The sequence below is a fragment of the Flavobacterium cellulosilyticum genome, assembly GCF_004349355.1.
GTDB classification, from domain to species: domain Bacteria; phylum Bacteroidota; class Bacteroidia; order Flavobacteriales; family Flavobacteriaceae; genus Flavobacterium; species Flavobacterium cellulosilyticum.
The window spans coordinates 89,891-116,352 of record NZ_SMFK01000010.1 but is presented as its reverse complement, the minus strand read 5'-3'; the positions used below and the strand labels follow the sequence as shown (position 1 = coordinate 116,352).

31 protein-coding genes and 1 tRNA gene are annotated in these 26,462 nt (G+C 32.6%); 18 read left to right on the top strand and 14 right to left on the bottom strand.

Annotated features, from left to right (window positions below):
* Positions 1-33: 33 nt before the first annotated feature.
* From E0F76_RS13970 to E0F76_RS13905, 14 genes are all read right to left on the bottom strand, one after another.
* Positions 34-633: a SprT-like domain-containing protein gene (locus E0F76_RS13970; protein ID WP_132007279.1), complete on the bottom strand. Its 600-nt coding sequence runs from the start codon at positions 631-633 to the stop codon at positions 34-36.
* Complete coding sequence (locus tag E0F76_RS13965; RefSeq protein WP_132007276.1) at positions 630-1,466, bottom strand: BRO-N domain-containing protein; 837 nt, start codon at positions 1,464-1,466, stop codon at positions 630-632. Before E0F76_RS13965 ends, E0F76_RS13970 begins: the two co-directional genes overlap by 4 nt.
* Positions 1,467-1,493: 27 nt before the next feature.
* The gene (locus E0F76_RS13960) at positions 1,494-2,171 is read right to left on the bottom strand and encodes an SDR family NAD(P)-dependent oxidoreductase (RefSeq protein ID WP_132007273.1); all 678 of its coding nucleotides are present in this window, start codon (positions 2,169-2,171) and stop codon (positions 1,494-1,496) included.
* Between the two features lie 133 nt (positions 2,172-2,304).
* Entirely contained in the window at positions 2,305-2,946 is a 642-nt protein-coding gene (locus E0F76_RS13955) for a hypothetical protein (protein WP_132007270.1), read from the bottom strand.
* Positions 2,947-2,949: 3 nt separating this feature from the next.
* Positions 2,950-3,825 carry an ATP-grasp domain-containing protein gene (locus E0F76_RS13950; RefSeq protein WP_246022069.1) on the bottom strand — a complete coding sequence of 292 codons (876 nt, stop codon included), beginning with the start codon at positions 3,823-3,825 and terminating at the stop codon, positions 2,950-2,952.
* 191 nt (positions 3,826-4,016) lie between these two features.
* The gene (locus E0F76_RS13945) at positions 4,017-4,727 is read right to left on the bottom strand and encodes an NRDE family protein (RefSeq protein WP_132007267.1); all 711 of its coding nucleotides are present in this window, start codon (positions 4,725-4,727) and stop codon (positions 4,017-4,019) included.
* Complete coding sequence (locus tag E0F76_RS13940) at positions 4,715-5,203, bottom strand: DinB family protein (RefSeq protein ID WP_132007264.1); 489 nt, start codon at positions 5,201-5,203, stop codon at positions 4,715-4,717. Before E0F76_RS13940 ends, E0F76_RS13945 begins: the two co-directional genes overlap by 13 nt.
* Before the next feature lie 2 nt (positions 5,204-5,205).
* Positions 5,206-5,589, bottom strand: a complete 384-nt coding sequence (locus tag E0F76_RS13935; RefSeq protein ID WP_132007261.1) for a DoxX family protein — start codon at positions 5,587-5,589, stop codon at positions 5,206-5,208.
* Positions 5,590-5,594: 5 nt separating this feature from the next.
* Positions 5,595-6,053, bottom strand: coding sequence for a YHS domain-containing (seleno)protein (locus E0F76_RS13930; RefSeq protein WP_132007259.1), 459 nt, complete (start codon positions 6,051-6,053; stop codon positions 5,595-5,597).
* A gap of 1 nt (position 6,054) precedes the next feature.
* Positions 6,055-6,654: a peroxiredoxin-like family protein gene (locus E0F76_RS13925; RefSeq protein WP_132007256.1), complete on the bottom strand. Its 600-nt coding sequence runs from the start codon at positions 6,652-6,654 to the stop codon at positions 6,055-6,057.
* Between the two features lie 77 nt (positions 6,655-6,731).
* Entirely contained in the window at positions 6,732-7,631 is a 900-nt protein-coding gene (locus tag E0F76_RS13920) for a hypothetical protein (protein ID WP_132007253.1), read from the bottom strand.
* A 3-nt stretch (positions 7,632-7,634) separates the two neighbouring features.
* Positions 7,635-8,057 carry a DM13 domain-containing protein gene (locus E0F76_RS13915; protein WP_132007250.1) on the bottom strand — a complete coding sequence of 141 codons (423 nt, stop codon included), beginning with the start codon at positions 8,055-8,057 and terminating at the stop codon, positions 7,635-7,637.
* Positions 8,058-8,137: 80 nt separating this feature from the next.
* Positions 8,138-8,737: a Crp/Fnr family transcriptional regulator gene (locus E0F76_RS13910; RefSeq protein WP_246022068.1), complete on the bottom strand. Its 600-nt coding sequence runs from the start codon at positions 8,735-8,737 to the stop codon at positions 8,138-8,140.
* 177 nt (positions 8,738-8,914) lie between these two features.
* Positions 8,915-10,057, bottom strand: coding sequence for an acyl-CoA dehydrogenase family protein (locus tag E0F76_RS13905; protein ID WP_132007244.1), 1,143 nt, complete (start codon positions 10,055-10,057; stop codon positions 8,915-8,917).
* 96 nt (positions 10,058-10,153) lie between these two features.
* Here E0F76_RS13905 and E0F76_RS13900 point away from each other — a divergent pair, with 96 nt between their 5' ends.
* The 18 genes from E0F76_RS13900 to E0F76_RS13815 all read left to right on the top strand — a co-directional run bounded on the left by E0F76_RS13900 (position 10,154) and on the right by E0F76_RS13815 (position 26,462).
* Entirely contained in the window at positions 10,154-11,221 is a 1,068-nt protein-coding gene (locus tag E0F76_RS13900) for an anhydro-N-acetylmuramic acid kinase (protein WP_132007241.1), read from the top strand.
* A gap of 139 nt (positions 11,222-11,360) precedes the next feature.
* Positions 11,361-12,731: a sodium:proton antiporter NhaD gene (gene nhaD, locus E0F76_RS13895; RefSeq protein WP_132007238.1), complete on the top strand. Its 1,371-nt coding sequence runs from the start codon at positions 11,361-11,363 to the stop codon at positions 12,729-12,731.
* Positions 12,732-12,808: 77 nt separating this feature from the next.
* The gene (locus tag E0F76_RS13890; protein WP_132007235.1) at positions 12,809-13,513 is read left to right on the top strand and encodes a MotA/TolQ/ExbB proton channel family protein; all 705 of its coding nucleotides are present in this window, start codon (positions 12,809-12,811) and stop codon (positions 13,511-13,513) included.
* Between the two features lie 2 nt (positions 13,514-13,515).
* A complete protein-coding gene (locus tag E0F76_RS13885) occupies positions 13,516-13,911 on the top strand; it encodes an ExbD/TolR family protein (protein ID WP_132007232.1) in 396 nt (131 codons plus the stop codon).
* A gap of 7 nt (positions 13,912-13,918) precedes the next feature.
* Complete coding sequence (locus E0F76_RS13880; protein WP_132007229.1) at positions 13,919-14,788, top strand: energy transducer TonB; 870 nt, start codon at positions 13,919-13,921, stop codon at positions 14,786-14,788.
* A gap of 25 nt (positions 14,789-14,813) precedes the next feature.
* Entirely contained in the window at positions 14,814-16,040 is a 1,227-nt protein-coding gene (locus E0F76_RS13875) for a bifunctional folylpolyglutamate synthase/dihydrofolate synthase (RefSeq protein ID WP_132007226.1), read from the top strand.
* 124 nt (positions 16,041-16,164) lie between these two features.
* Complete coding sequence (locus tag E0F76_RS13870; RefSeq protein WP_132007223.1) at positions 16,165-16,965, top strand: hypothetical protein; 801 nt, start codon at positions 16,165-16,167, stop codon at positions 16,963-16,965.
* Between the two features lie 223 nt (positions 16,966-17,188).
* Positions 17,189-17,263 (top strand) — tRNA-Val (locus tag E0F76_RS13865).
* Positions 17,264-17,595: 332 nt separating this feature from the next.
* The gene (locus tag E0F76_RS13860; protein WP_132007220.1) at positions 17,596-18,090 is read left to right on the top strand and encodes a rhodanese-like domain-containing protein; all 495 of its coding nucleotides are present in this window, start codon (positions 17,596-17,598) and stop codon (positions 18,088-18,090) included.
* On the top strand, positions 18,080-18,685 hold the full coding sequence (locus E0F76_RS13855) for a TIGR04282 family arsenosugar biosynthesis glycosyltransferase (protein ID WP_132007217.1): 606 nt from the start codon (positions 18,080-18,082) through the stop codon (positions 18,683-18,685). The genes E0F76_RS13860 and E0F76_RS13855 overlap by 11 nt, the downstream gene beginning before the upstream one ends.
* Positions 18,682-19,506 carry a hypothetical protein gene (locus E0F76_RS13850; protein WP_132007214.1) on the top strand — a complete coding sequence of 275 codons (825 nt, stop codon included), beginning with the start codon at positions 18,682-18,684 and terminating at the stop codon, positions 19,504-19,506. Before E0F76_RS13855 ends, E0F76_RS13850 begins: the two co-directional genes overlap by 4 nt.
* Before the next feature lies 1 nt (position 19,507).
* Positions 19,508-20,380 (top strand): sterol desaturase family protein, encoded by an 873-nt coding sequence (locus E0F76_RS13845; RefSeq protein ID WP_132007211.1) that lies wholly within the window; start codon positions 19,508-19,510, stop codon positions 20,378-20,380.
* A 56-nt stretch (positions 20,381-20,436) separates the two neighbouring features.
* Positions 20,437-21,240: a DUF547 domain-containing protein gene (locus tag E0F76_RS13840; RefSeq protein ID WP_246022067.1), complete on the top strand. Its 804-nt coding sequence runs from the start codon at positions 20,437-20,439 to the stop codon at positions 21,238-21,240.
* Positions 21,233-21,925: a TIGR04283 family arsenosugar biosynthesis glycosyltransferase gene (locus E0F76_RS13835; RefSeq protein ID WP_132007208.1), complete on the top strand. Its 693-nt coding sequence runs from the start codon at positions 21,233-21,235 to the stop codon at positions 21,923-21,925. The genes E0F76_RS13840 and E0F76_RS13835 overlap by 8 nt, the downstream gene beginning before the upstream one ends.
* Positions 21,926-22,039: 114 nt before the next feature.
* Positions 22,040-22,798 (top strand): hypothetical protein, encoded by a 759-nt coding sequence (locus E0F76_RS13830; RefSeq protein WP_132007205.1) that lies wholly within the window; start codon positions 22,040-22,042, stop codon positions 22,796-22,798.
* 80 nt (positions 22,799-22,878) lie between these two features.
* On the top strand, positions 22,879-24,174 hold the full coding sequence (locus tag E0F76_RS13825; protein WP_132007202.1) for an NAD(P)/FAD-dependent oxidoreductase: 1,296 nt from the start codon (positions 22,879-22,881) through the stop codon (positions 24,172-24,174).
* A gap of 2 nt (positions 24,175-24,176) precedes the next feature.
* Entirely contained in the window at positions 24,177-25,772 is a 1,596-nt protein-coding gene (locus E0F76_RS13820; protein WP_132007199.1) for a 4Fe-4S binding protein, read from the top strand.
* Positions 25,773-26,462, top strand: a complete 690-nt coding sequence (locus E0F76_RS13815; protein ID WP_132007196.1) for a glycosyltransferase family 2 protein — start codon at positions 25,773-25,775, stop codon at positions 26,460-26,462.

Here is a 26,462-nt window from a genome sequence, read left to right as displayed (position 1 = left end):
GCTCTCAATTTTTTGATTTTAAATTTAAAATTGTCAACTAGGCAATAATTCTACCTCTGCATTTGGATTAAAAAGATAGGTTCGACCGGAACTTACCTCAACACACTCATATCGTTTGGTTCTTAAAGCTCCCTTTTGGAATATTTTCCCATTGTGAATTCTAAAAACACTTCCATAAGGTATTTCAAAGATATGGTTTTTATCGTTTTGAATATCAAATTGTTTGAGTGCCAATGCTAAAGTAGCATCAGTATCGCTACTTGCGGAAGGGTTTTTGAAATGTCTTGCCAACAAAGGCAATAAATGATTTGGGAAAATCTCAGGGCGAATAAATGGAATCATCAATCGTTGAAAGGAAAATTTCCACTCGTTTCCATGCGGTTTGATGTTGCGTCCAAATTTTTCGAAAGCCACCAAATGCGAAATTTCGTGAACCAGCGTAATTAAAAACTTATATTTATTCAAACTTGAATTAACGGTGATTTCATGTTTTCCGCTTGGTCCTTTTCTGTAATCACCATGACGCGTCACTCGTTCGTTCACGATTTTAAGATGAACTTGATTCACCACAATCAGTTCAAAAACTGGTTTTACAGCGTGTTCAGGTAGATATTTAGATAAAGTTTCGCTCAATTGTCAATCTTTTTTTTAGCATCCAATAACGATTTAGCATTTAGGGCTGAAACCACTTTTTTACCTGTTTTGGCCTCCAATTCTTTCATAGCCACTCTGGCTACATTACCTCCTTGTTTCGCTACTTTTTTATTGTCTTCAAAAGTTTTAGGGATTACCGCTAGCGAAATATCCGTGGTCGATGCCTCGGCCAACATATTCAAAATCAATTCGGTATTTGTCATATTATCTCGAAGACTCTCTTTTTTCAAGCCTTTTAATACTTTATATTCTTTAGTTGTCTTTCCTGACCAAGATTTAGAAATAATATCGGTTAATGTGGCAAATTGTTGCCCTTCTTTCAAACCTCTACTTTTCCATTCGTTAGTAAGTTCTTTACAAACCTCAATACTTTTTAAACGCTGATTTATCCAATTTTCAGAATAACCCAATTCTAGATATTGCTCTAAAGCTCTGTCAATTGTGATTTCAGGATCTTGCATTTCATCTAATCGTTCTGCAGCAATTTGTGCCAACCAAAGTTTAAAAGGCTCTGCTTTTGGAGAAGGAATGGACTGAATTAATCTAAAAAGTTGTTCTGTATCTGCAACATCCGTTAGTCGCATTTTTCCATCAGGAGCTTGCATTTTCAACCCGTGACAATTCGTCACGGTTTCATTTCCTTCTTGCTTTAATCGTTGTTTCAACTTTCTCCAATAAGCATTTGAATCAACACTTTCAGTTAATATAGCAACGACATCAATTATAGAAATAAACCATTTTTCCTGATCTGCATCCCAAACCGTCCTTACTTTTTTGTTTTCAAATAATTGAATGGCATCTAGTTGTTTCATGATTGTAAAAAGTTGAATTTTTTGAACCTAAGGATTAGTTGATGAAACTTGTAACACTTTTCCATTATAATATTTATTCCCGGACAAAGCAAAATCAAAAACATAGTTCGCCATTTCTTTTGCAGAAGTTGGCGCTTCGTAACCAGGAAAAGCTTCTTGCAACATTTCAGTTTGAACTGCTCCAAGAGCCAAAACATTAAACGAAATTCCTTTTTCTTTGTATTCTTCGGCCAATAATTCCGATAATGTAATTACCGCTCCTTTACTGGAACTGTATGCCGCCAATCCAGCGAACTTCAAGCTTCCTTGAATTCCTCCCATGGAGCTTATGGTAACCACGTGGCTTCCTTTTTGTAAATAGGGCACACAAACCCGAGTTAAATTGGCCACCCCAAAAACATTTACTTTATAGATGTTTTCAAAATCTTCTTGCGAGGTTTCAGCAAAAGGTTTTAGCAACAAACTTCCTGCATTATGAATTATAATATCTACGTTTTTCCATGACTGAGAGAGAAATGCTTCTACTTTATTCATTTCTTTTTCAACGGATAAATCAATGGAAAGACAGCTTATATTTTGATTTTCAATCAGTGCCTGAGGTGTTTTTCTAGAAATTGCCAATACCTTATGGCCCGCATTGGCAAACTGCAAAGCCAGTTCGTAACCAATACCTCTTGAAGTACCTGTGATTATAATGTTTTTCATTCAGCGAAAATAAGCAAAAACTTTAAAAAAAACACTTTAATAAAGTCTCAAAAGCTCCTTCATTTTCCGCTCCAAATACAATTTGTTTGTCAATCATAAAGAATAAGACATCTTTAAAAACCAGTTGGTTGACTTATATTCTAAAATATTTTTTATAAACCTTATTTATTTGGAATACTGCTAGACCAATAAAAAACAAAGGAATTACAATTGGAATGATCAATTTAGAATAATCCAATAACTGCTGTGACAGTGAATTAAGTATAACTATTGCTAACAGCATCCCGAAAAAAGTTCCCACTACTGTTCCTAAAATATAATAAAATTGAAGCTTTTTAATTAAAAAAATATAATTAGCATTCATTAAATACAAATTCCAACCCATCCAAAATGGGATTTGAAGGAAGTTCAATCCGCACAAAACCATTCCAATGATGAAAGGTGAATATTGAACATATTGCTCTAAATAATTAGTATCGTTAGTACTTTGGTTGGAATAGGTATAAAACAAACAGGCAATCAACAAAAGAAAAAAGATCGCAAAAAAATCAATAAACTTCATTAACTTTCTGTTTTCTGCTAATTTAGTTGCGAAAATTACAGTGCAATAAATAACTACTGCCTCGACCAATATCACACCTAATATATAAGAAACTAAAGGATTCAATCCCCATTTAGAAAGAATCTCTACACCAACAATATTTAAATATCCAAGTGGTAATGAGCCCAGGAAACTGACTATAAAACCAAATACTATATTTTTTAATGATTGCATTTTTTAGAAATTAACGATTTTTTTGCATTGCTCTAAATGCAAACGATATTCCTTCATTCCTTGCTTGTGTGCCAAATAAGGAAATCCTTTTTTACGGTTTATAATGCTTATTTCATACATATAGGTAATATGTCGTGCTAGCTCTTTCCATGCAAAAAACAGAGAATGACTTGAATCATAAATATGTGTTGGTTCGCTCGCAGCCCCATTTAGCTCTACGATTGAAAAATGCTGACCATCTTCTAATTCCGCCCAATTATTGTACATAATATCCAATCTCCCGAAGTAAAAGTCTGGAACTTGAATACAAATTTCGTTGATCATTTCAGTTAATTTCGGACTAATCCAATGACTTCCATCAATGAATTTGGCACCACGAGCGTGATTACCATAAGGAACTAAATTTATTTTTTCGCCCATTGGCAAAATGTCCAATAATTGCTTGCCATATTCTAATTGCAAAGCTTTCAACTGCAATTCGTAACGTGGATTTTTTTTGATTAATTCCTCAATGCACGAAACACCATCTCCAGTTATAATCATAAATTCTTTGGAAACAATTCCTGTTATTCTACCTTCTTTTTCATCGGGATAACGTACATAAAAAATCCCCACTTCATTTTCGAACGGAATTAAATCTTGTACTAAATAATCGAAATTAGCTTTGTTGGCATAGGATTCCATTTCTTCTAAATTGTGAATTTTTTTAACCGCCGAACCTCTTAAACCAATATCTGGTTTTGCAATAAATGGATATTGAATTCCTGAATTTTCGATGATTTTTTGAATGTCTTGAAACGAAGTACCTTCAACAATCAATTCAGTTTTTGGGTAATATTGTTGCGGAATCAGATCGTAAATTGCCTTTTTAGATTCCATTATAAATCCACCGTTTTTAATTGTGGGATTGGATGCATTAAAGAAAAACAATGATTTGGCTTTAATGGAATAATAGGTCCACAGAAAAAATATAGGAATATAAACTATTTGGAAAGGCCAATATTCCCAATGAAATATTTTATGCAGTAAAAGCTTGTAGTTTACAGTTTGAAGTTTCAAATTGGAGTGACTTAAATTATGATGAAGGAGGTTTCGAAATCTTTATTTGCTATTAAATCATAATGCAAAATGGTTGCTTTATTTTTTTCTAAAATGGATTGTGTAATGCTCAAGGTTTTCAACTCCTCATTACGATTAATAACCAAGCCATTTTCTTGATTTCCTTCTTCGGTATAGCGGTGAAAATAGAGCATTTCTTTTTCTGAAGCATTGGGATTGGATTCCAAAAAAGCATAAAACCATTCGGAACGACTTTCTCTTATGTCTTTTTGGTATAAAGTTGTAGAAGACCAAACGTGATTTTTTTTTATATCTAATTGGGTCGATTCTTTATTGACGCCATCCCATCGTAATTGAAAAAGCGCACCGTTTTGGAATAAAACTATAGTAAAAGGTTCGATGTCGATCAAATTTATTTCATGCCAAAATTGTATTGGCGATTTACTACCTATCATATCCAGGACAATTAACCCTCGGCTTTTTCGATAAGGTGGTTGATGATGGTGTTTTTCATTAGCCCCATTCAACAAAACCAATACAGTTCCCTTTTCATCTACCGCAAACCAAGTTCCACCAGCTTTTGGATCTTTTGGAAAAATGACATTCTTATTATTAATAAGGTAATTTCGGGGTTCGATGGCAATGGGTCTATGAATCGCCTCATCACGATTGGAACTTATGATGGTTTTTCCATTCGACGTTACAAAACTTACTGTGCACATTGACTTCTGTATTCGATTGTGGAACGGGCAACACCAAAATTTTCATTTATTGAAATGGTTGCGAGTTGTAATACGGCTACTTTTATCAAAGCTTGATGATGGATACAATGCTCAAAATTATAGAGTAATTCTCTGTGATAATTGCTTTCTGTTTGAATATCGTAGCCCTCAATTTGTTGTTGCAAGACAATGTTTTTGTTCTCTTTACCCAAATTATTTTGGATAGAAATTATTTGCTGAATTGCAAAATCAGTATCGGTTTGGATTAGTACATTTCGTTCTCTTTTATCATAATTCACCACACCAGACTCGTATTGATTTTCAAGACATTGAAACAATTCAATAATATGTCGGGTATGATCGCCGATACTGCTATTGCTCAATTGAATGCAAGGAGCTGCATATTCAGCATTTGATAGCTGTTGGAGTAGATTTATTAACTCGTCGAGATTATTATTTATAGAAGTGAGTAACATTTTTAAAATTTTAATTTTAATAAATCCGGGATTTTATTTTTATTCTGAAAAACCAAAAATGCACAACAAAGAAACGTAATTATTGCCAATATAAAAAGTGTTCCTCCATCGTTTTGCACTTCGATACCTAAAACAAAAAAATGAGAAAGAAGAGCTCCGGTTATAACTCCTAATCCAATTAAAGCGCCTAGCAAAGTCGTTCTTGGTATAAGTATTAAAATAGTCGCTATTAATTCGGCTATTCCTGATCCAATTCTACCATAGGGTTCTATCCCTAAAGTCGAGAAAATATAAACACTTTCTTCAGCACCTGTAAACTTAAAATATAGGGTTTGAAGAAAAATAACTGATGCAACTATTTTGGCAATCCAAATGAGTGTTTTCATAATTCTTAGTTTATAAATTTTTTCCAATTCGCTTCTGCCTTTTTCTTTAAATTCAATTCATCTTTATTCCAACTTTTCAAGGTATTATTGAAATAGGCATTATAAAACAAATACAATTTACCATCAATAATTTTGAATGTATCAGGGTCAATTGCTACTTTTTCTCCTGAATTTCCCATCGCATAAGCACACCAACCACCAAATTGTGGTTCAAAACTGGCAGGATTTTTATTGAACGCATCTTTATTTTCTGGAGAAGAAAAAAGATAAATAATACCTTGATAGCTTACATTCAATTCCTTTTTCCCTTTAATTGCACTTTTTTTCATAAAATAAGCTACAGGATCGTATCCTTGAATGGCTATTTTATTTTCTAAATTGAAATGCGTTAAACGTTTCACATCGTTTTGTCCAAAACTTAAAACGGCAAACAAAAGTGCTAAGATGATGACACTATTTTTCATTTTATTGGAGAGATTTTGCAGCAGCAATTAACAATTCGGTCGTAATTCTATGCTTATAATCTGGTGTTATGTGTTCGAATTGGATTTCTCCATTTTCATTTAAAATAAAAACCGTTGGTACAGGCAAGAAAGATTTATTTAAGCCATCAGAACTTTTAGAAAGCATCGATTCGTAATTCGTAGGAGCTTGAAATGCAATCCCAACAGCTTTTGTCAATTCTCCTTTACTATCCGATAATAACATATAATTTATAGCATCTTTTTCGTCTGTCACTTTTAGATTTTTTGGCGAATCGGGACTAACTGCAATTATCTGATATCCTAATTCCAATAATTCTTTTTCTGATTCTCCTAAGGCACCCAATTGTAAGTTGCAATACGGACACCATCCACCGCGATAAAATACCAATATTGTTTTTTGTTTACTGAATGTGTCAGATAAATTAATGTCATTGCCTTCAATTGATTTTAAAGTAAGATTTGGTATTTTCTCTCCTATTAATAATGGTGAAACATCATTTGCTGTTTTAGGCAATTCTGATTGTGCTGATGTCACTATTGAAAAAATTAGCAAGGATAAAGTTAAGAATGCGTTTTTCATAATTGTTGTTTTTAAATAGTATCAAAAGAAGTTAGAATTAGAAACTCCTCTATTTTGCTAGTTTTATTTGATAATAATTAGAACGAATAGTTGTATTGAAGTCCCAAAACGAAACTTCTTGTTAATCCATCAGGACGAATATCACGAATCACAAACGGAGCTGCAATCGAAAGTTCAATACTTTTTTGTTTACTTAATTTATAGGTGCTTATCAGATTTCCGTTAATTGTCAATCCATCTGAACCAATAATATTTTCTCTTTTACCATAAATATTCTCGAAACTATCTTCACCTAAATGATAAATAAACAAAACGTTTGGTTTAAAAGTGAATTTCTGGTTTTTTGTATTTACAGTATAAGTAGCTCTAAACAAGGCGTCTGGTTTTCGTTCAAATAAATTAGTCGACGGAAAATCATTCGTTCCAGCATATTCCTTAAAATAGGAATTTTTATTATTGTTGAATACTGGAATCTGAACTGCTACATTAAAATCCAATTTATTGTATTTATAATTAGTACCAAGAAACAAATCGAAAGTTCCTAAACTCGACTGGTATATTAAAGGAAGGGAATGTTCATTAATCTTTAAATTAGAACTTGTAAAAGGAAGTTTCCAACCTAATAAAGCACTCCATTGTTTGTTGTTGTTTGCGGCAAATGAATAATTCCCAATCAGAAAAGCATCACCAAAAGCAGCTCGAGTACCAAAATCGCCATTGGCAGACGAAAAAGTAACTTTGACACTCAAAGCAATTTTATCGTTAATTTTTCTTGAATAAGAAACATAAGGCGAAAAATAGGTGACGTCCGATTCTCCTGCTCCAAAAATACTAGCCACTTCAATTGTGTTTTTCAACTCTTTATCAGTAGATTGAAAACCGTGTCCAATGGAACAAATTCCAGCATCGCTACAACCTTGTCCAAAAGTAAAGGCGGTGGTCAAAACGATTCCAGTTGTTAAAAGTATCTTTTTCATTTTTTAATTATTAGTTAATTCTGCAATTGCAAATAAGTGATTGTATTGTTGACAATGAATGAGGACAAATTTATATGTTGAAACATCAACATTTTGAGGTATTAAATATACCGTGCTAGAAGTTAAATTACCTAAGTTTACAAAATCAGTTGGTGCATTTGATTTTGACAAATACACTTTTAAATCAGGACCGTTTGTTACACTGAAATTACTTAATTCCAATTTATATTGCGAATTTTCAATATAAATTTTCGCCATCCCAGCGGCATTTATGCCCGAAGTAGGTACAAATGATCCAGAATATTTCAATACCGCAATGTCTTTTGGAATAGAGACAAACTGTTCATTATCACGAGTTAAATCTCCTTGAACTTCACATGAAGTTAGAAGTAGTAAAAATGGAAATAGTATAAAAATTGTTTTCATAATGTTTGTTTTTATTAAACCAAAGGTAAATCAAAACAAAAACACTAATTGTCAGTTAGTTTACAATGACAGTAAAATAATCACAATTTTCGAATATCTGGTATGCTAATTTCTTTTCGGTTGTACTGTAACAATTCATTTTCTTCCATTTCATTGAGCAAATGAGTAGTTGTTTGTCTTGAAGTACAAATGATTTGCGCAATATCGTTTTGAGTCAAGTAATTCTCAATAACTACTTTATTCTCGGTTTTTATTCCTTCACTTTCAGCCCAATCTTTAAGAAATTGGTGTAATCGCGTTCTGGCGTCTTTAAAAATTAAATTAGAATAACTGTTTCTAATTCGTTTCAATTTTAGACCCACAAATTTAGTATATGAAAGTGCCAAACTTGGATTTCGAAGTAATAAATCTTCAAAATCAGACATCAGAAAACTACAAATGGTCACATCATCAGAAAGAGCTTTTGCATATTCATTGACTTGATTGTCTGTTTCTAAAGTCAATTCACCAAACAAATCTCCTTTTTGAATAATGTCTTTTATTGTTTCATTTCCTTCCTCATCCACAGTAACAATTTTTATATGTCCTTTTTTGAGAAGAAAAATTCGAGGTAAATCCGATGAAGAAAAATAAATAATCTCCCCTTTTGTAGCTTTTTTAAAACCCGTTATAATGCACAATTGTTTTATTTGAGACATACTCAAGGTCCGAAACAATTTGTGATCCCTAATATACCAATATTTTAATTCGTCGTACATAAGCTAGAATAGATTATTGCAAAAGTATATAAAATTTAAATTAAAAAACCCTTTCAGTTTCAAATTACCAAAAGGGTTAAACTAAGCGATACACTATAATTATCCGTTAATAATGCTTCTTGAAATCACTATTTTCTGAATTTCGGAAGTGCCTTCATAAATTTGAGTGATCTTGGCATCACGCATCATTCTTTCAACGTGATACTCCCTCACATATCCATTTCCTCCATGTATTTGAACGGCTTCAATAGTTGTGTCCATCGCAGTTTGCGAAGCAAATAGTTTTGCCATAGCACCACTAATGTCATAATTTTTTTGGTTGTCTTTGTCCCAAGCAGCTTTCAAACAAAGATGTCTTGCCGCTTCAATATTCACTGCCATATCGGCCAATTTAAAAGCAATCGCTTGATGATTACAAATTTCAGTTCCAAAAGTTTTCCTCTCTTTCGAATATTTCAAAGCCAATTCATAAGCACCAGAAGCAATTCCCAAGGCTTGTGAAGCAATACCAATTCTTCCACCTGCCAAGGTTTTCATGGCAAATTTGAAACCAAAGCCATCTTCCCCTATTCTATTTTCTTTTGGAACTTTGACGTCATTGAATTGTAAGGAATGGGTATCAGAACCTCGAATTCCCATCTTTTGTTCTTTTGGACCAACAGTGAAACCCGGCATATCCTTAGTCATTATCAAGGCGTTTATTCCCTTGTGATTCTTTTCGGCATGAGTTTGTGCTATGATAATATAAAGCGAAGCGGTGTTTCCGTTAGTTATCCAGTTTTTCATTCCATTTACTAAATAATGGTCTCCCTTATCTATTGCCGATGTTTTTTGTGATGTTGCATCACTTCCAGCTTCAGGTTCGCTCAAACAAAAAGCACCATGAATTTGACCAGAAGCTAATTGAGGCAACCATTTTTGCTTTTGTTCCTCTGTCCCAAATTCTTGTAAACCCCAACAAACAAGTGAATTATTAACAGACATTACTACCGATGCAGAAGCATCTACTTTTGAAATTTCTTCCATTGCTAAAACATAAGAAATAGCATCGAGTCCACTTCCACCGTATTTTGGATCTACCATCATTCCCATAAACCCTAGTTCTCCCATTTTTTTTATTTGCTCAGAAGGAAAAATTTGCTTTTCATCGCGTTCAATTACACCTGGTAATAAATCATTTTGAGCAAAATCTCTCGCGGCTTGTTGCACCATCAATTGTTCTTCGTTTAGATTAAAATCCATAATAATATAAAATAAATGATAGTTTTTGTTATATAAATCTACTCAAAGATACTTTTTTAAACTGAAATTTTCAATTTTGATTCGTAATTTTGGCTAATGAAAAAAACACACTTCAACGTTATCGGCGTAATGTCTGGAACCTCTCTTGACGGCGTTGATTTAGCTCACATCGAATTCCGTTTAAACAATGACAAATGGACATTCGAAATGACTGAATGTGAAACCATTAGCTATGGGAAAAACTGGATTAGCAATCTAAAATCGGCAGTAGATTTTTCATCGATTGAGCTTCAAAAATTAAATAAATCCTATACCGAACTACTTGCAGCAATCATTACTGACTTTATCGAAAAGTATAATATTAAGAATCTTGATGCTGTTTGTTCCCATGGACATACCATACTACACCAACCCGAAAAAGGGTTGACACTACAAATAGGTAATTTACCCGAAATTTCATCGTTGACAAATCAAACAGTAGTTTGCGATTTCAGGGTTCAGGATGTAAAACTGGGTGGTCAAGGAGCGCCTTTAGTTCCCATTGGCGACCAAATATTGTTTTCAGATTATGACTATTGCATGAATCTAGGTGGTTTTTCGAATGTTTCTTTCGAAGAATGCGGAGAGAGAATCGCATTTGATATTTCGCCCGTAAATACAGTTTTGAATTATTATGCCAACCAATTGGGATTGAATTATGATGATAAAGGTGCTATTACAAGAACTGGAAAATGCAATCAAATCTTGCTAACTAAATTAAATGTTTTGGATTTTTACCATCAAAAACATCCGAAATCATTGGGTTTCGAATTTGTAAAAGAAATAGTTTTACCCATAATAGAAAGTTTCGACATGTCTGTTGAAGATAAATTACGAACATTTACTGAACATGTTGCTGTACAAATTTCATTGGCTTTACCCATTAAAAAAGGTAAAATATTAGTGACTGGTGGTGGAGCCTACAATAATTTTTTAATGGAACGCATACAATATTATTTGCCTGAAATGAATATTCTTATTCCCTCTACCAAAATATTAGAATTTAAGGAAGCTTTAATCTTTGCTTTGCTTGGTGTATTGAAACTGCGAGGCGAAATAAATGTGTTAAGTAGTGTGACAGGAGCAAAAGCAGATCATAGTTCGGGAGAAATTTTTTCTATTTGATCTAATAATTAGATTTTTAATCCATTAAAAGGTGAAAATTATTAAGATTATTATCCAATAATCGCCAAATAATTCGAGTTTTAAATCTCAAAAAATTACATTTGCAAATCTATTACCATTTATTAAAAAAAAATATTGCATGGAAGTTATTATTGTATTATTATTTGTTATCGGTTATTTGTTAATTACATTAGAACACCCATTAAAATTGGACAAATCTGTACCAGCCTTATTAATGGCGTCAATAATGTGGGGATTCTTATCCATCGGGTTTAACAATGGTTGGTTTTCAATAATTAATGAAAAAGGCGAAATATTTAATGTTTTAAAAGGAAATATAGAGGCTCAACATGAAGGCTTTTTAAGCACTTTAAAACACCAATTTAGTGCTACCGCCGAAATATTAATTTTCTTGATTGGAGCAATGACAATAGTAGAACTCATTGACTTACACAAAGGATTTGATGTATTAAAAAATTTCATTAGAACTAAAAGCAAAGTTAAATTACTTTGGACATTGGGAATTGTTGGTTTTTTCCTTTCGGCAATTATTGACAATTTAACAGCTACAATAGTTTTAGTTACTGTTTTAAGAAAATTAATCCATAATAAAGAGGAACGTATTTGGTTTGCTTCCTTAATAATTATTGCAGCAAATGCAGGTGGAGCTTGGTCCCCTATTGGTGATGTTACCACTACAATGCTTTGGATTGCAAATAAATTAACTGCAAATGGTTTAATGGAATATGTTGTAATTCCATCAATTGTATGTTTTGCTGTGCCATTTGCAATTGCATCTCGATTAAAAATATTCAAAGGAAATGTCAATATACCCGAAACGAAACAATCTGACGACAAATTATTGAGTAGTAAAAAAATGCTCTATTTAGGTTTAGGAGCTATTATTTTTGTACCCATCTTTAAAACCATTACCCATCTTCCTCCTTATTTAGGAATGGTTTTTAGTTTGGGTATTGTGTGGTTAGTATCTGAATTTATCCATCCAGAAGAAAATTTTGATAAAAAACAAAACACAAGATATTCTGTACATACTGCATTATCAAGAATCGAATTTTCAAGTATTTTATTCTTCTTAGGAATATTAATGGCAGTGGGAGCACTTGAAGTAATGGTCTTTGGCACAATTCATAATGAGCCAGTTGGAACATTACATTTTGCTGCCGAAAGTTTATCAAATGCGATACCCAATATGGATTTAGTAGTTATTCTTTTAGGTATGTTTTCGTCTGTAATTGATAACGTACCTTTAGTTGCCGCTACTATGGGAATGTATGCCTTTGAAACTGACAGTCCAGTTTGGCATTTTATTGCCTATTGTGCAGGAACTGGAGGTAGTATGCTAATCATTGGTTCTGCAGCAGGTGTTGCGGCTATGGGGATGGAAAAAATTGACTTTATTTGGTATCTTAAAAAAATAACTTGGCTTGCATTTGCTGGATTTATTTCAGGAGCACTTTGTTTCATTGCTATAGAACATTATTTCAGGTAACAATTTTTAAGACTTTCTAACGTTCTTTAAAACAGAATCCACTAATTCATTGAATATATATTAAAATCAATCAAAAAATGATAACTTTTCTTCAAATTGACACAACAGCTGTTGCTGTACAGGCCCTTGATCAAATTGCACCAAAAGCAGAATTATCTGTAATAGATATCGTTTTTAGCGGAGGAATGGTAGGTCAAATTATAATGTCGGTTATTTTTATAATGCTGTTTTTTGCCATTTATCTTTATTTCGAAAGGTTATTGGCAATCAATGCCGCTTCAAAAATCGATTCCAATTTTATGAATAATATTAAATTGAATATTATGAACGGGAAAATTGAATCGGCAAAAATACTTTGCGCTCACACTAATTCTCCTGTAGCACGTTTAATTGAAAAAGGGATTTCTAGAATCGGAAAACCTTTAGCCGACATCCACACTGCAATTGAAAATGCCGGAAAATTAGAAATATACAAATTAGAGAAAAATGTAAGTATGCTAGCTACAATTTCAGGTGCCGGACCAATGACAGGATTTCTTGGTACCGTAGTTGGAATGGTTATTGCTTTTCATAAAATGGCAGAAAGCGGCAATAATAAGATTGAAATGAGTACGCTATCCGAAGGTATCTATACCGCAATGATGACCACTGTTGTTGGTTTGATAGTAGGAATTATTGCTTATGTTGGCTACAATCACTTAGTTACTAAAACGGATAAAATCGTGAACCAAATGGAAGCGAATGTGGTTGAATTTCTGGACTTATTAAACGAACCAACCTAGATATGAATTTAAGAGGAAGAAATAAAGTCTCGGCAGAATTTAATATGTCGTCGATGACGGATATCGTTTTTTTGTTGCTTATCTTTTTTATGATAGCATCAACAACTATTACATCAAATAATGCTTTAGATTTAGTTTTACCAAAATCTTCTGGCAAGACAGATGAGGTGAAAAATGTTTCTGTTAGTGTCAATAAAAAATTAGAATACTATATTGATAAAGATAAATTTGCTGAAGACACTTTAGAAGAAAAACTAAAAATGATGCTTGCGAATCAAGCCGATCCAACCATACTATTACATGTAGAAGAAGGCGTGCCAATAGAAAGAGCCGTAAGTGTAATGGATATAGCTTACAGAAATAAATTCAAAATTGTTTTGGCTGTAAGTCCAAAATAGCTATCGAATGATGATTTTAGAAACCGAACACGAAAAAAAATCCTTTGCAATAACTACAGCATTTTTCATACTGCTGTTTTTGTTGTTGCTATTTATGAAACTCACTATCGACCCTATACCCGATGAATTAGAAGGTGGCGGTGGCGGTGGTGAAATTGCCATAAATTTTGGAAATAGCGCAGTAGGTTCAGGAAAAAACTATCGATCCAAAAATTTGTCGAATCCAATAGCTAAGTCAGTTCCTATTAAAACAGTATCTCAAGAAGAGAAAATTTTGACACAAGAAACATCCGAAGCACCTGTAATTTCACAAACAAAAAACACAGAAAGAGTTGTCACTCCAAAACCCGTTGTAAAAGAAGCTCCAAAACCATCAAAATCAACTTCTGATGCCTTATCAAGCCTATTAAACGGCTCGAATTCAGCAGGAGATGGAAATGATAGAACTGGAGGAAACAAGGGAAAACTTAGCGGTGATCCAAATGCAAAAGGCTATAGTGGTGGCGGTGGTTCAGGATCTGGAACTGGTGGAGGAAATGGCTCTGGTAGTGGTTTAGGTTCTGGAGGTGGTTATGGTAACGGTTCTGGAAGCGGAACAGGTAATGGAAACTATCAATTAGGCAACAGAAAAGCATTAAACACACCTGAACCAAGATACCTTTGTAATGAGCAAGGAACTGTTGTCGTACAAATTGCAGTAGATCAAAATGGTAAAGTGACAAGCGCTAATCCAGGAGTCAAAGGAACTACTAATACTGCTAAATGCTTGCTAGACCAAGCGAAAATAGCTGCTATGAATACTAAATGGCAATCTGATGATAACGCCCCAAGTACACAAATTGGCAAGATTATCTATAATTTCAAATTGACACAATAACCATTTGTCAATACTATCTCAAGATATGAACTATCAAGAAACCATAAACTGGATGTTTAATCAACTCCCAATGTACCAAATGAAAGGTGCATCGGCATATAAAAAAGATTTAACTAATGCCCTTTTATTGGTTAATCATCTTGACAATCCACAGCAAAAATTACGTTGCATACACGTTGCCGGAACAAACGGCAAAGGCTCCACTTCACACATGTTGGCGTCTATTTTTCAAGAAGCCGGTTATAAAGTAGGCTTATATACTTCGCCACATTTAATAGATTTTAGAGAGCGCATCAAAATTAATGGAATAGAAATTTCGGAAGATTTTGTATTTGATTTTATAACCAAAAACAAAACTTTTTTTGAAGAAAACGATATGAGTTTCTTCGAAATGACCATAGGTTTAGCGTTTGACTATTTTGTAAAAGAAAAAGTAGACCTCGCTATAATAGAAGTAGGCATGGGAGGAAGACTAGACGCAACAAATGTTATTACACCTCTTGTATCGGTTATTACAAATATTGGTAAAGATCATACCCAATTTCTAGGAAATACACTTGAATTAATAGCGATTGAAAAAGCAGGAATTATAAAACCTCAAATTCCAGTCGTTATAGGTGAATATACAGATGAAACAAAGTCTGTATTTCTAGCTAAAGCCAAAGAGAATCACTCGGATATTTATTTTGCATCAGAATTAATAGCGACAGAAACACCTTCCGATTTATTGGGCGAATATCAAGTGCACAACAAAAAAACAGTCATTCAAACCATTGAAGTTATAAATTCACAAAAAGAATTTACAGTTGCTAAAGAGCATATTATTACTGGTTTATCGAGTGTCGTAAAAAACACTGGATTATTAGGTAGATGGCAACAATTGGGTGCGTTTCCAAAAATTATCTGTGATACAGCGCATAACAAAAATGGAATTGAGATTGTGATGAAGCAAGTCCAAAAAGAAAAATTTAAAACGCTACATATTGTATTGGGATTTGTAAACGACAAAGATCTAAATGAAATCTTACCTCTATTTCCTAAAAAAGCTGTTTATTATTTCTGTAAGCCTACCAATTTTCGCGGATTAGACGCAAGTATATTGCAAGATGAAGCTCGAAAATACGATCTTTCTGGAAACTCATATAACTCTATATCAGATGCTTACACTTCAGCTAAGATAAACGCTACAAAGGATGACTTTATTTATATTGGTGGAAGCACTTTTATTGTCGCTGGATTGCCTTTAAATTAAAGGCCTTAATTTTCGGCTTCTTTATTTAATAAAAATTACCTTATTTTAATCTTAAAAAATAAGAAAAAATGTGTTATATTTAAATTCAATTGTTTAATTATTAACCATTTAACATTTATTTTTTATGAAAACAAACAATATTTTAGTGTTAGGAATGTTAATTTTTACATTTCTATTGAATACGGAAGTCCGTGCTCAAGATGAAACAAAACCTGCATATATTACAGTTACTACAGTGCATCGTAATCCAGATACTGATAGGAAAGATTGGCAAAAAACGGAGCAGGAATACTATGATCAAGTTACTAGTAAAAATGATTTAATAATAGGTTCCGAAATATTAAACCATTATTTTACGGCTAACAGTTCTGAAGTATTATTTGTAAATGTGTATAAAACTTGGCAAGACATTGAAAAATCAGATGACGTTACCAATGAATTAATAAAAAAGGCTTGGCCAGATGAGAAAGTACGAAAAGCCTTTTTTGACAAACAAAGAAGCTATTATACAACTATGCATTCTGATGAGATCTACACATCACAACCAATGGTTGGAGAAAAAGAATTAAAAACAGATTCAAAAGAGCCAATGATTGTATATGTTCGCAAGTTACAATTAAGTATGAACGGACAAGGGAAAGGTTTAAAGGAATTTAATGAAAAAGTAACTCTGAAAAATCCTTATATTAAAGCATACTACCCACACCGACATGCTTGGGGAGCTGATAGTCGTGAATTTGTAGAAGCCTTTTTCTTTGACTCCATGGGAGATATCGAGAAATCATTCGATAAAAATGATGAGTTAACAAAGGCAGCTTGGCCTAAAGAAGCCGATAGAAAATCTTTTATGGACGAAATGAATAAAGCATTTACCGGCATTCATGGAGATTATATCTATACAAATGTACCCTCAATGGCGAAATAATTCTCAAAAACCACATAAGAATCTCCGTTTACGATTAGAAAATGGAGATTCTAATTTTAGAATTAAACTATAATAAATTAAATACCAACGAAATACAAATCACTCAAAAAATTTATTAAAATTTCTATAAAAATGTTTTGTATAAGTGAAAAACCACCCTATATTTGCACCCACAAACAAGTTCACTGAACAATTATAAAAATAAAAGTTTAGTGAAGTATTAGGGCGATTAGCTCAGCTGGTTCAGAGCACCTCGTTTACACCGAGGGGGTCGGGGGTTCGAACCCCTCATCGCCCACTAATAAACTTCAACAGAAATGTTGGAGTTTTTTTATTTTTAGCTAATAGATTTTATTAATTCTGGATCAATCCCAAAACCTGTGGAGCTACAAAAATTAAGCATAAATATTTTTAAGACTAAAGAAGGTACTAAACTGTTTTTCTCCCTCACATTTACACTGTTCATCAATCAAAAGTCTAATATTATTATATCGGAAGTACTGCTGCCACTATTTTACGCCAGGAGAATAAATTACTAAACTTTTAAAAGAAAATTAATTTAATTTTATTGGAATTTGTCAGGAGTTTACATTTATTTCGTCTAATATTAACAATTATTAAATGAATGAGATGAGATATTATATAACTACAATTGCGATAATTCTAACAACCTGGTGTTTTTCTCAAAATACAATTCCAAAGGTATTAGAGAAATTTAACAATAAATCGGTTCCTTATATTAGTGTTGAATTACTTCAATCAAAGGAGAATATTGTTTTATTGGATGCCAGAGAAATCAAAGAATTCAATGTTAGCCATATTGAGAACGCCATAAATGTAGGTTTTGATAAATTCAACAGCAAAAAAGTTACCTCAATTCTAAAAGATAAAAAAGATACAATAGTAGTGTATTGTTCGATTGGTGTTCGAAGTGAAAAAATTGGCGAAAAATTGCTTAAATTGGGCTACAAAAATGTTTTCAACTTATATGGAGGGATTTTTGAATGGAAAAATAAAGGCGGAAAAGTAGTAACTAATCAAAATATTAAAACCGATAAAATTCATACTTTCAATAAAGAATGGAGTGTTTATCTAAAAAAGGGAACTAAAGTTTATGAAGACTAACGTACTGATAATTTTTACCCGAAATCCTCAATTAGGAAAAGTGAAAACTCGATTGGCAAAAACCATTGGAAATGAAAAAGCATTGGAAGTCTATAAAGATTTGCTCTTTCATACAATGACTGAAACCCAAAATTTAGTTTGTGATAAATTTGTTTTTTATGATGAAGACATTGACATAAATGACATATGGTCAGGAGCTTTATATGAAAAGAGAATGCAATTTGGAGCCGATTTAGGCGCGAAAATGCACAATGCTTTTCAAACATTATTTGATTTAGGGTATCAAAATTGCATTATAGTTGGCAGCGATTTATTTGATTTACGAGCCAATCATATCAACGAAGCTTTCCATAAATTAGAGCGAAATGATGTCGTTATAGGTCCAGCGGAAGATGGCGGTTATTATCTGTTAGGATTGAAAAAAGTAATTCCTTCGATTTTTGAAAATAAAAATTGGGGAACGTCTACTGTTTTATCATCCACTTTGAAAGATTTAGTAAATCATAAAATTGAATTCACAGAAACCCTCAATGACATTGACACCTTTGAAGATTTAGAGAAGAGTAATTATATATTTAAAACTATTTACAAATGAAAAAAACAACCCTTTTAGCGATCATCACCCTGTTTTTTATAGTAAAAAGCACCAATGCCCAAAGCCCTTGGACACGAGAAAAAGGCAAAGCTTATGTTCAATTAGGATTAACAGGATTATTTTACAACTCAATAGAATTTGATGGAAAAAAAAGTAATTTAAATTCAGATTATACCGATATAACCACACAAATTTATAGCGAATATGGAATTACAAATAATTTAGAAGCTCAATTAATTATACCTTTCAAATTTGTGGGTTATAAAGCAATTGTAGGCAATAATTCCGAAAATCTATCTGGAGTTGGAAACCTAACTTTAGGATTAAAATATAAAATTTACGATGCAAAATGGAAAGTAAGTACTGGAATTCAATATGCTGCAAACTCCATCACAAAAGATGCTGTAAAAAGACTTTCAACTGGTTTTAACGCCAACACAATTTTACCTTATGTAACTGCGGGTACGAGTTCTGGAAAGTGGTATTATTTTGGTACTATTGGTTACGGATATATGGACAATAATTATTCTGATTATATTAAGTTCACTGCGGAAGTTGGTTATAACGCTATCCAGAATGGTCATATTATGTTAGTTCTTGATACCCGAAATGTTGTTTCAAAGGAAAGTGCTTACTACAATGATACTAATCAATGGGCTTCTTATTTAGATAGACAAACTTACAACGCCGTTGGTTTAAAATTAAATTATGAATTCAAGAAAGATAAGCTTGGAGTCAACTTCTCTACTTTTGGTGCTTTTGGCATTGACAATGCGCCATTGGCTCCAACATTTAATTTAGGGGTTTATACAAAGCTTTAATATGGAAAAATACATCGGCATTATATTCAATTCTTATGGTGGCTATTTCAATTACTTGAAAAACGAAATTCTGTATTGGAAATGGGATAATTACTTTTATGGATTATTAGCAATCTCATTAGTGGTTTGGTTGTTAGAAATTGCTTTTCCATGGCGAAAAAATCAAGCTTTATTTCGAAAAGATTTTTGGCTAGACTTATTTTATCTATTTTTCAATTTCTTCCTTTTAAACCTCATTTTATTAATCGCTTTGTCTAATCTATCAGTACAATTTTTTAATGATTTTCTTTCGATTTTTGGTTTGCAATTAACCTCTATTCAGTTGTTTTCATTATCTGATTTTTCAAAACCTGTTGCATTACTTCTTTTCTTTATATTAAGCGATTTCATACAATGGAATACCCATAGGTTACTACATATAGTTCCGTTTTTATGGAAAATTCACAAAACACATCATTCCGTAAAAGAAATGGGATTTGCGGCTCATTTTCGATATAATTGGATGGAACCTATTGTATATAAAATCATTTTGTATATTCCGTTAATACTAATTGGTGGGTTTTCTTTAGAAGATGTATTTATAGTTCACTTTATTTCCATTGCGATTGGACATTTGAACCACGCCAATATTGGATGGGATTATGGTTTTCTTAAATACATTTTCAACAATCCAAAAATGCACATTTGGCATCACAGTAAAAAGTTACCTTCAAAGTATGGTGTAAATTTCGGAATTTCATTAAGTCTATGGGATTATCTTTTTAAAACCAATTTTATTCCATCAGATGGAAGAGACATTGAATTAGGATTTAATGATGAAAATAGCTTTCCCAAAGAATTTATTAAACAAGAATTTTATCCTTTTAAAAAATAATCTGTCAGGATTGCAAAGATAATACGTCTATTTTTATAATAGTAAATAAATTTAATATGAAATCGAAGATGTACGAATACCAACAAAAAACAGTTTGCTTGAGTAAAAAAATAGTTTTGCTTTTGGCATTTATACCATTTATATCTTGCGCCAATAATAGTTCGACCATTCCTGAAATTGCTTATGGTACACCAAGAGAAATTACTTCTGATGCGAAAACTATCAATCACAGTCAATGGAATGATTTATTGCAAAAACATGTTTCCACCAATGGAAATGTTGATTATAAAGGCTTCCAGAAAGATGCAGTTGCTTTACAATCCTACTTGGATTTATTGGCAAAAAATCTCCCTCAAAAATCCTGGTCAAAAAACGCTGTTCTTGCTTATTGGATAAATGCTTACAATGCTTATACCGTTAAATTAATCTTAGATAATTATCCTGTAAAAAGCATCAAAAAAATCGACAATCCTTGGGATAAGGACTTTTTTACTTTGGGCGACAAGAAATACAGTCTAGGTGAAATTGAACATAAAATACTGCGTAAAATGAACGAACCAAGAATTCATTTTGCCATCAATTGCGCTTCCTATTCTTGTCCAAATTTGTCGAACAAAGCTTATAGTGAAACAGAATTGGACAAACAATTAGACGCTGCTGCAAAATCATTTGTAAACGATACAACTAAAAATACATTTACATCTGATAGAATTGAGATTTCGAGTATTTTCGATTGGTTTTCTGGCGATTTTAAAACAAAAGGAACATTGATTGATTTTCTAAATAAATACAGTACTATAAAAATCAATACCAAAGCAAAAGTAAAATACAAAGACTACAACTGGAATTTAAATGAATAAAATTTCCATCCTCATTCCCATATTCAACGAAGTCGATGCAATCCATCGGCTTTTGTTGCATATAGAAAATACAATCTCAAAAACCATTGATTACGAAATTATTGTGGTTGATGGTGGTAGTACTGATGGTTCACAAAAGGAAATTCAAAATCATGAAAATGTAATACTTGTTACTTCCGAAAAAGGACGAGCAAAACAATTAAATAGTGGAGCAAAAATAGCTTCAGGAACCGTATTATACTTTTTACATTGTGATAGCTTTCCACCCGAAAACTTCGATTTATATATAGTAGAACAAGTTAAAAACGGCTATAAATCAGGTTGTTTCCGAATGAAATTTGATCATTTGCATCCCGTTTTATTTGTTTCGCAATGGTTTACAAGGATAAACCATATTTCCTGCCGTGGAGGAGACCAATCCTTATTTGTTACCAAAGAATTGTTTACTGAAATTGGCGGTTATAATGAGCTTTATATTATTTATGAAGACAATGAAATCGTCAAACGATTGTATCAAAAAGGGAAGTTTGTTGTAATTTCGAGAGACCTTATTACTTCTGCCAGACGATATTTAATAAATGGAGTTTGGAAATTACAATATCTTTTTGCAGTTATTCATCTCAAACGACGATTAGGACATTCTGCAGAAAGCATGCTTGACTATTATAAAAAAAAGATAAAATAATCAATCTAATTATTTTATTTAGAATAGTTCCTTTACATTGACAATTATTAAATTTTTAATCCAAATTTTTATTTGGATTAAATAATAAAATCACAATTTCAAAAAGAAAATACAATGAAAAAAATACTTATTACAGTCCTAATTTCGACACTTGCTTTTGTAGGATGTAAATCAACCAATGAAAAAGAAGGTTTCGCAGAGAAAATCGAACTTGCACATCAAAAACAACATTTTCTTTCAAATGAAGCCATTAAATTTAATATTATATTAGCGTTTGGAGGAAAAGAAAGATTAAATGCAAAAATGACCCTTTTGACGAATTCTAGTAAGGGCGTATTAGAATTTAAAAACGGAGCTAAAATCATTTTTAACAAAGATAAAGTTTTTTATTCTTCTACCATTCCTAACGAGAAATCCGTTCGCTTTGATGCTTATACTTGGGAGTACTTTTTTCTTTTCCCTTTTAAACTAAGTGATCCAGGTACAAAATGGAATACCTATGACAATAAAGAAGAAAATCATAATGATTATCTAACTCAGAAATTAACTTTTGAATCCGGAACTGGCGACGCACCAGATGATTGGTATGTTGTATATGCTAATAAATCGGATAACCTAATTGAAAAAGCAGCTTACATCGTTACTGTAAATGGAAATAAAGAAGAAGCTGAAAAAAATCCTCACGCCATTCAATATTTAGATTATAAAAATATCAATGGTGTTCCGATTGCTACAAAATGGTTGTTTTGGGAATGGAAAGAAGGAAAAGGCCTTATGAAACAAATTGGAAATGCAACATTATCTGATATCCAATTCATTTCAGTAGACGAAGATACATTTACACCAGATGCTGATTTTAAAAGTATTTCTTAGTGAATAATTGTTCCTAAAAATTAAATTTATTGTCAGGTTTATTCTTTTTTTCGACTACAATAACAACTAATTACATACAAATGGAAAACATAGTCATCATTGGTAACGGTATTTCAGGGATTACGCTTGCGTGTCACATCCGCAAAAAATCGAATTCAAAAATTACCATCATTTCATCTGAAGCAGAATTCTTCTTTTCTAGAACGGCGCTGATGTATGTGTTTATGGGACATATGAAGTTTGAACACACCCAACCTTATGAAAATGATTTTTGGAAAAAAAACAATATCAATTTAATAAGTGCCTCGGTTGAACACGTGAACACAAAAGAGAAATCACTTATTTTAAATGATGATTCTGTTATCAACTATGACAAATTGGTGATTGCAACAGGTTCCAAATCGAATAAATTTAATTGGCCAGGTCAGGATTTAAAAGGAGTTACAGGTTTGTATAGCAAACAAGATTTAGAAACCTTGGAAGCTTTTGCGCCAACTTGTAAAAGAGCCGTTATTGTTGGCGGCGGATTAATTGGAATTGAACTTGCCGAAATGCTCCGTTCTCGCAATATTCAGGTTACTTTTTTAGTTCGTGAAATGAGTTTTTGGGATGGTGTTTTGCCAAGTGGCGAAAGCCAAATGATAAACAGACATATTAGCGAGCATCATATAGATTTACGTTTAAATACTAATTTGACAGAAATACTCTCTGATGAAAATGGCAATGCAAGAGCCGTTGTGACCGATAAAAACGAAACGATTGAATGTCAAATTGTAGGTGTAACAGCAGGAGTTTCGCCAAACATCGATTTTCTTAAAACTTCAGGAATTGAATTGGGACGTGGAGTAAAAGTAAACCGTTTTTTAGAAACAAATTCCAAAGATATTTATGCTATTGGCGATTGTGCTGAGCAACATGAAGGCATTGGTTTGCGCCGTCCAATTGAAGCCGTTTGGTATACAGGCAGAATGATGGGAGAAGCATTAGCCCAAACTTTGACGGGAAATCCAACCCAATACAATCCGGGGCATTGGTTTAATTCTGCTAAATTTTTGGATATCGAATACCAAACTTACGGCTGGGTCTGGGCTCAAAAAAAAGAGTATGAAGAGCAATTTTATTGGGAGCATTCTTCTGGCAAAAAAGCCATTCGCATTTCATTCCATAAAGAAACTAGAGTGTTTTTAGGCATAAATACTTTTGGAATTAGAATGCGTCATGAATTTTTTGATACAGTTTTGACCAAAAATAAATCAGTTGATTATGTTATTCATCATTTGGCGGAAGCCAATTTTGACCCTGAATTATTCACCTCACACAAAAAAGAAATCCAAGAGCAATTTGTAAAACAATTTATAGGAGTTAAAATTATGTAATTATGAGCAATTCAACACAGAACTTATCTATAGCATCACATCAAAACAATGAGCTCACTACATTTCAAAAATTGGGATTAGCAATTGGTTTTACTGGGCTTTTTATTTTAACATTGGCTTTTTTTAATGTTAATTTTCCTAATACAACAATGTGGCTGTCTATTTCAATCACCTCCATATTAGTTGGAATAGTAATCTATGCAAGAGCTTCCTATTTATCGCGACCCGAAGGTATCAGCAATAACGGAATTTATCATAAATCATTAACGAACAAAGGTGTTATTGCTTGGATAATTGGAATTATATTGACTTTATTTTACATTGTTTTATATTGGTTTCCAAAATACTTAGGTTTGGGAGAAAATGGCAACCCTAATTCTGGAATTGTTGGCTTTTTTGACCCATTTAGTTTAGCCTTGAATGGCAAAATTGCCAGTCAATGGTTTGTTTATGGAACGCTTTACACCATTGCAATCTTGGGCTTCGGGTACAAATTTATTTTGAAATACCGCCACAATAAATACCAATTAGTACGAACGATTTCTGTAATGTTTTTTCAATTGGGTTTTGCCTTTTTAATGCCCGAAATCTTATCAAAATTAAATCCTGAGTTGCCTTATTTTGCAAAGGATATAAAAAATATGTGGCCCTTAAATTATTATTTTTTTGAAGATTGGCATTTGACCAATATGCTGCAAGGAGGTAATTTAGGACTATTTATGCTCGTTTTCGGTATCGCAATGATATTTATAATATCGCCAATATTAACCTATTTCTACGGTAAGCGGTGGTATTGCTCTTGGGTTTGTGGTTGTGGTGGTTTAGCAGAAACAGCTGGTGATAGTTTTCGTCATTTATCTAATTCCACACAAAAGGTTTGGAAATTAGAACGCTGGTTGATCCATTCGGTTTTAGTATTTTCATTTGTAATGACAATTGCAGTAATTTTTACATTCTTGTCCAATAATCCAGAAATGAGTTTCATTACAAGAAACCAATTTATATATGGCATTGCAGCCTTTTTAATTGTGTTTACTGGCACATTATTCCTATTTAAAAGAAACGATTTAGATACTGATGCCAAATTTACAATGCTTACTTTGGTTGCAATAATCATTATTTCAATACTCATAAATCTTTTTTCAGGAAATCAAAACATACTTTTTGTAGATAGTAATACATTGCGTAAATCGTATGGTTTTGCGATTGGCGCTATGTTTAGTGGTGTTATTGGAGTAGGTTTCTATCCACTTTTAGGAAATAGAGTTTGGTGTCGTTTTGGATGTCCAATGGCAGCGATTTTGGGATTGCAACAACGATTATTTTCAAGATTTAGAATTACGACCAATGGCGGTCAATGCATCTCTTGTGGAAACTGTACCACCCATTGCGAAATGGGAATTGATGTGCGTAGTTATGCCCAAAAAGGCGAAAATATTGTTCGTTCCTCTTGTGTAGGTTGCGGAATTTGTGCCGCAGTTTGTCCAAGAGGGGTTTTAAAACTAGAAAATGGTGCTGAAGAAGGAAGAATAAACACAAATGAAATCCTATTGGGTAACGATGTAAATTTGATGGATTTATTAAAAAATAAAAATTAAATGCCAATTATAAAAGTAATCATTCCGGCCTATAACGAAGAAAAAGCCATAGCAAATGTTATTCGAGAAATCCCGAAAATAGTTTCTGAGATTATTATAGTCAATAACAATTCAACTGATAATACGGCTATAATAGCTTTTGAAAATGGAGCTACTGTACTTTTCGAAAATAGAAAAGGATATGGTTTTGCTTGTCTCAAAGGAATGGAATACATTTCACGTCAAATAATAAAACCCGATATTATAGTTTTTCTAGATGGGGATTATTCAGATTTTCCAGAAGAATTAACAAAAATTATCGCTCCAATTCTCGATCAAAATGTAGATTTTGTTGTTGGAACAAGAGATTCAAATCTTCGAGAAAGTGGGTCAATGACTCCACAACAAGTTTTCGGAAATAGATTGGCTACTTTCTTAATGAAATTGTTTTTTAATTCTAAATTTACCGATCTAGGCCCGTTTCGTGCGATAAAATATTCCACTCTTTTAGATTTGAAAATGCAAGACAAAACGTACGGTTGGACAGTTGAAATGCAATTAAAGGTTTTAAAAAAACGGATTTCTTACATGGAAATTCCTGTTCGTTATAAAAACAGAATTGGTGTTTCTAAAGTTTCCGGAACTGTAAAAGGAACTATTATGGCTGGAATAAAAATAATTGGTTGGATTTTTAAATACGCTTTTAAATAA

Coding starts and splice junctions, on each gene's coding strand:
- E0F76_RS13825 (WP_132007202.1), top strand. CDS start 22,879: ATGGAAAACATAGTCATCATTGGTAACGGTATTTCAGGGATTACGCTT.
- E0F76_RS13830 (WP_132007205.1), top strand. CDS start 22,040: ATGAAAAAAATACTTATTACAGTCCTAATTTCGACACTTGCTTTTGTA.
- E0F76_RS13935 (WP_132007261.1), bottom strand. CDS start 5,589: ATGAAAACACTCATTTGGATTGCCAAAATAGTTGCATCAGTTATTTTT.
- E0F76_RS13820 (WP_132007199.1), top strand. CDS start 24,177: ATGAGCAATTCAACACAGAACTTATCTATAGCATCACATCAAAACAAT.
- E0F76_RS13945 (WP_132007267.1), bottom strand. CDS start 4,727: ATGTGCACAGTAAGTTTTGTAACGTCGAATGGAAAAACCATCATAAGT.
- E0F76_RS13840 (WP_246022067.1), top strand. CDS start 20,437: ATGAAATCGAAGATGTACGAATACCAACAAAAAACAGTTTGCTTGAGT.
- E0F76_RS13880 (WP_132007229.1), top strand. CDS start 13,919: ATGATGATTTTAGAAACCGAACACGAAAAAAAATCCTTTGCAATAACT.
- E0F76_RS13965 (WP_132007276.1), bottom strand. CDS start 1,466: ATGAAACAACTAGATGCCATTCAATTATTTGAAAACAAAAAAGTAAGG.
- E0F76_RS13835 (WP_132007208.1), top strand. CDS start 21,233: ATGAATAAAATTTCCATCCTCATTCCCATATTCAACGAAGTCGATGCA.
- E0F76_RS13885 (WP_132007232.1), top strand. CDS start 13,516: ATGAATTTAAGAGGAAGAAATAAAGTCTCGGCAGAATTTAATATGTCG.
- E0F76_RS13940 (WP_132007264.1), bottom strand. CDS start 5,203: ATGTTACTCACTTCTATAAATAATAATCTCGACGAGTTAATAAATCTA.
- E0F76_RS13870 (WP_132007223.1), top strand. CDS start 16,165: ATGAAAACAAACAATATTTTAGTGTTAGGAATGTTAATTTTTACATTT.
- E0F76_RS13815 (WP_132007196.1), top strand. CDS start 25,773: ATGCCAATTATAAAAGTAATCATTCCGGCCTATAACGAAGAAAAAGCC.
- E0F76_RS13950 (WP_246022069.1), bottom strand. CDS start 3,825: ATGGAATCTAAAAAGGCAATTTACGATCTGATTCCGCAACAATATTAC.
- E0F76_RS13855 (WP_132007217.1), top strand. CDS start 18,080: ATGAAGACTAACGTACTGATAATTTTTACCCGAAATCCTCAATTAGGA.
- E0F76_RS13960 (WP_132007273.1), bottom strand. CDS start 2,171: ATGAAAAACATTATAATCACAGGTACTTCAAGAGGTATTGGTTACGAA.
- E0F76_RS13930 (WP_132007259.1), bottom strand. CDS start 6,053: ATGAAAAATAGTGTCATCATCTTAGCACTTTTGTTTGCCGTTTTAAGT.
- E0F76_RS13875 (WP_132007226.1), top strand. CDS start 14,814: ATGAACTATCAAGAAACCATAAACTGGATGTTTAATCAACTCCCAATG.
- E0F76_RS13850 (WP_132007214.1), top strand. CDS start 18,682: ATGAAAAAAACAACCCTTTTAGCGATCATCACCCTGTTTTTTATAGTA.
- E0F76_RS13905 (WP_132007244.1), bottom strand. CDS start 10,057: ATGGATTTTAATCTAAACGAAGAACAATTGATGGTGCAACAAGCCGCG.
- E0F76_RS13860 (WP_132007220.1), top strand. CDS start 17,596: ATGAGATATTATATAACTACAATTGCGATAATTCTAACAACCTGGTGT.
- E0F76_RS13920 (WP_132007253.1), bottom strand. CDS start 7,631: ATGAAAAAGATACTTTTAACAACTGGAATCGTTTTGACCACCGCCTTT.
- E0F76_RS13955 (WP_132007270.1), bottom strand. CDS start 2,946: ATGCAATCATTAAAAAATATAGTATTTGGTTTTATAGTCAGTTTCCTG.
- E0F76_RS13845 (WP_132007211.1), top strand. CDS start 19,508: ATGGAAAAATACATCGGCATTATATTCAATTCTTATGGTGGCTATTTC.
- E0F76_RS13915 (WP_132007250.1), bottom strand. CDS start 8,057: ATGAAAACAATTTTTATACTATTTCCATTTTTACTACTTCTAACTTCA.
- E0F76_RS13925 (WP_132007256.1), bottom strand. CDS start 6,654: ATGAAAAACGCATTCTTAACTTTATCCTTGCTAATTTTTTCAATAGTG.
- E0F76_RS13900 (WP_132007241.1), top strand. CDS start 10,154: ATGAAAAAAACACACTTCAACGTTATCGGCGTAATGTCTGGAACCTCT.
- E0F76_RS13890 (WP_132007235.1), top strand. CDS start 12,809: ATGATAACTTTTCTTCAAATTGACACAACAGCTGTTGCTGTACAGGCC.
- nhaD (WP_132007238.1), top strand. CDS start 11,361: ATGGAAGTTATTATTGTATTATTATTTGTTATCGGTTATTTGTTAATT.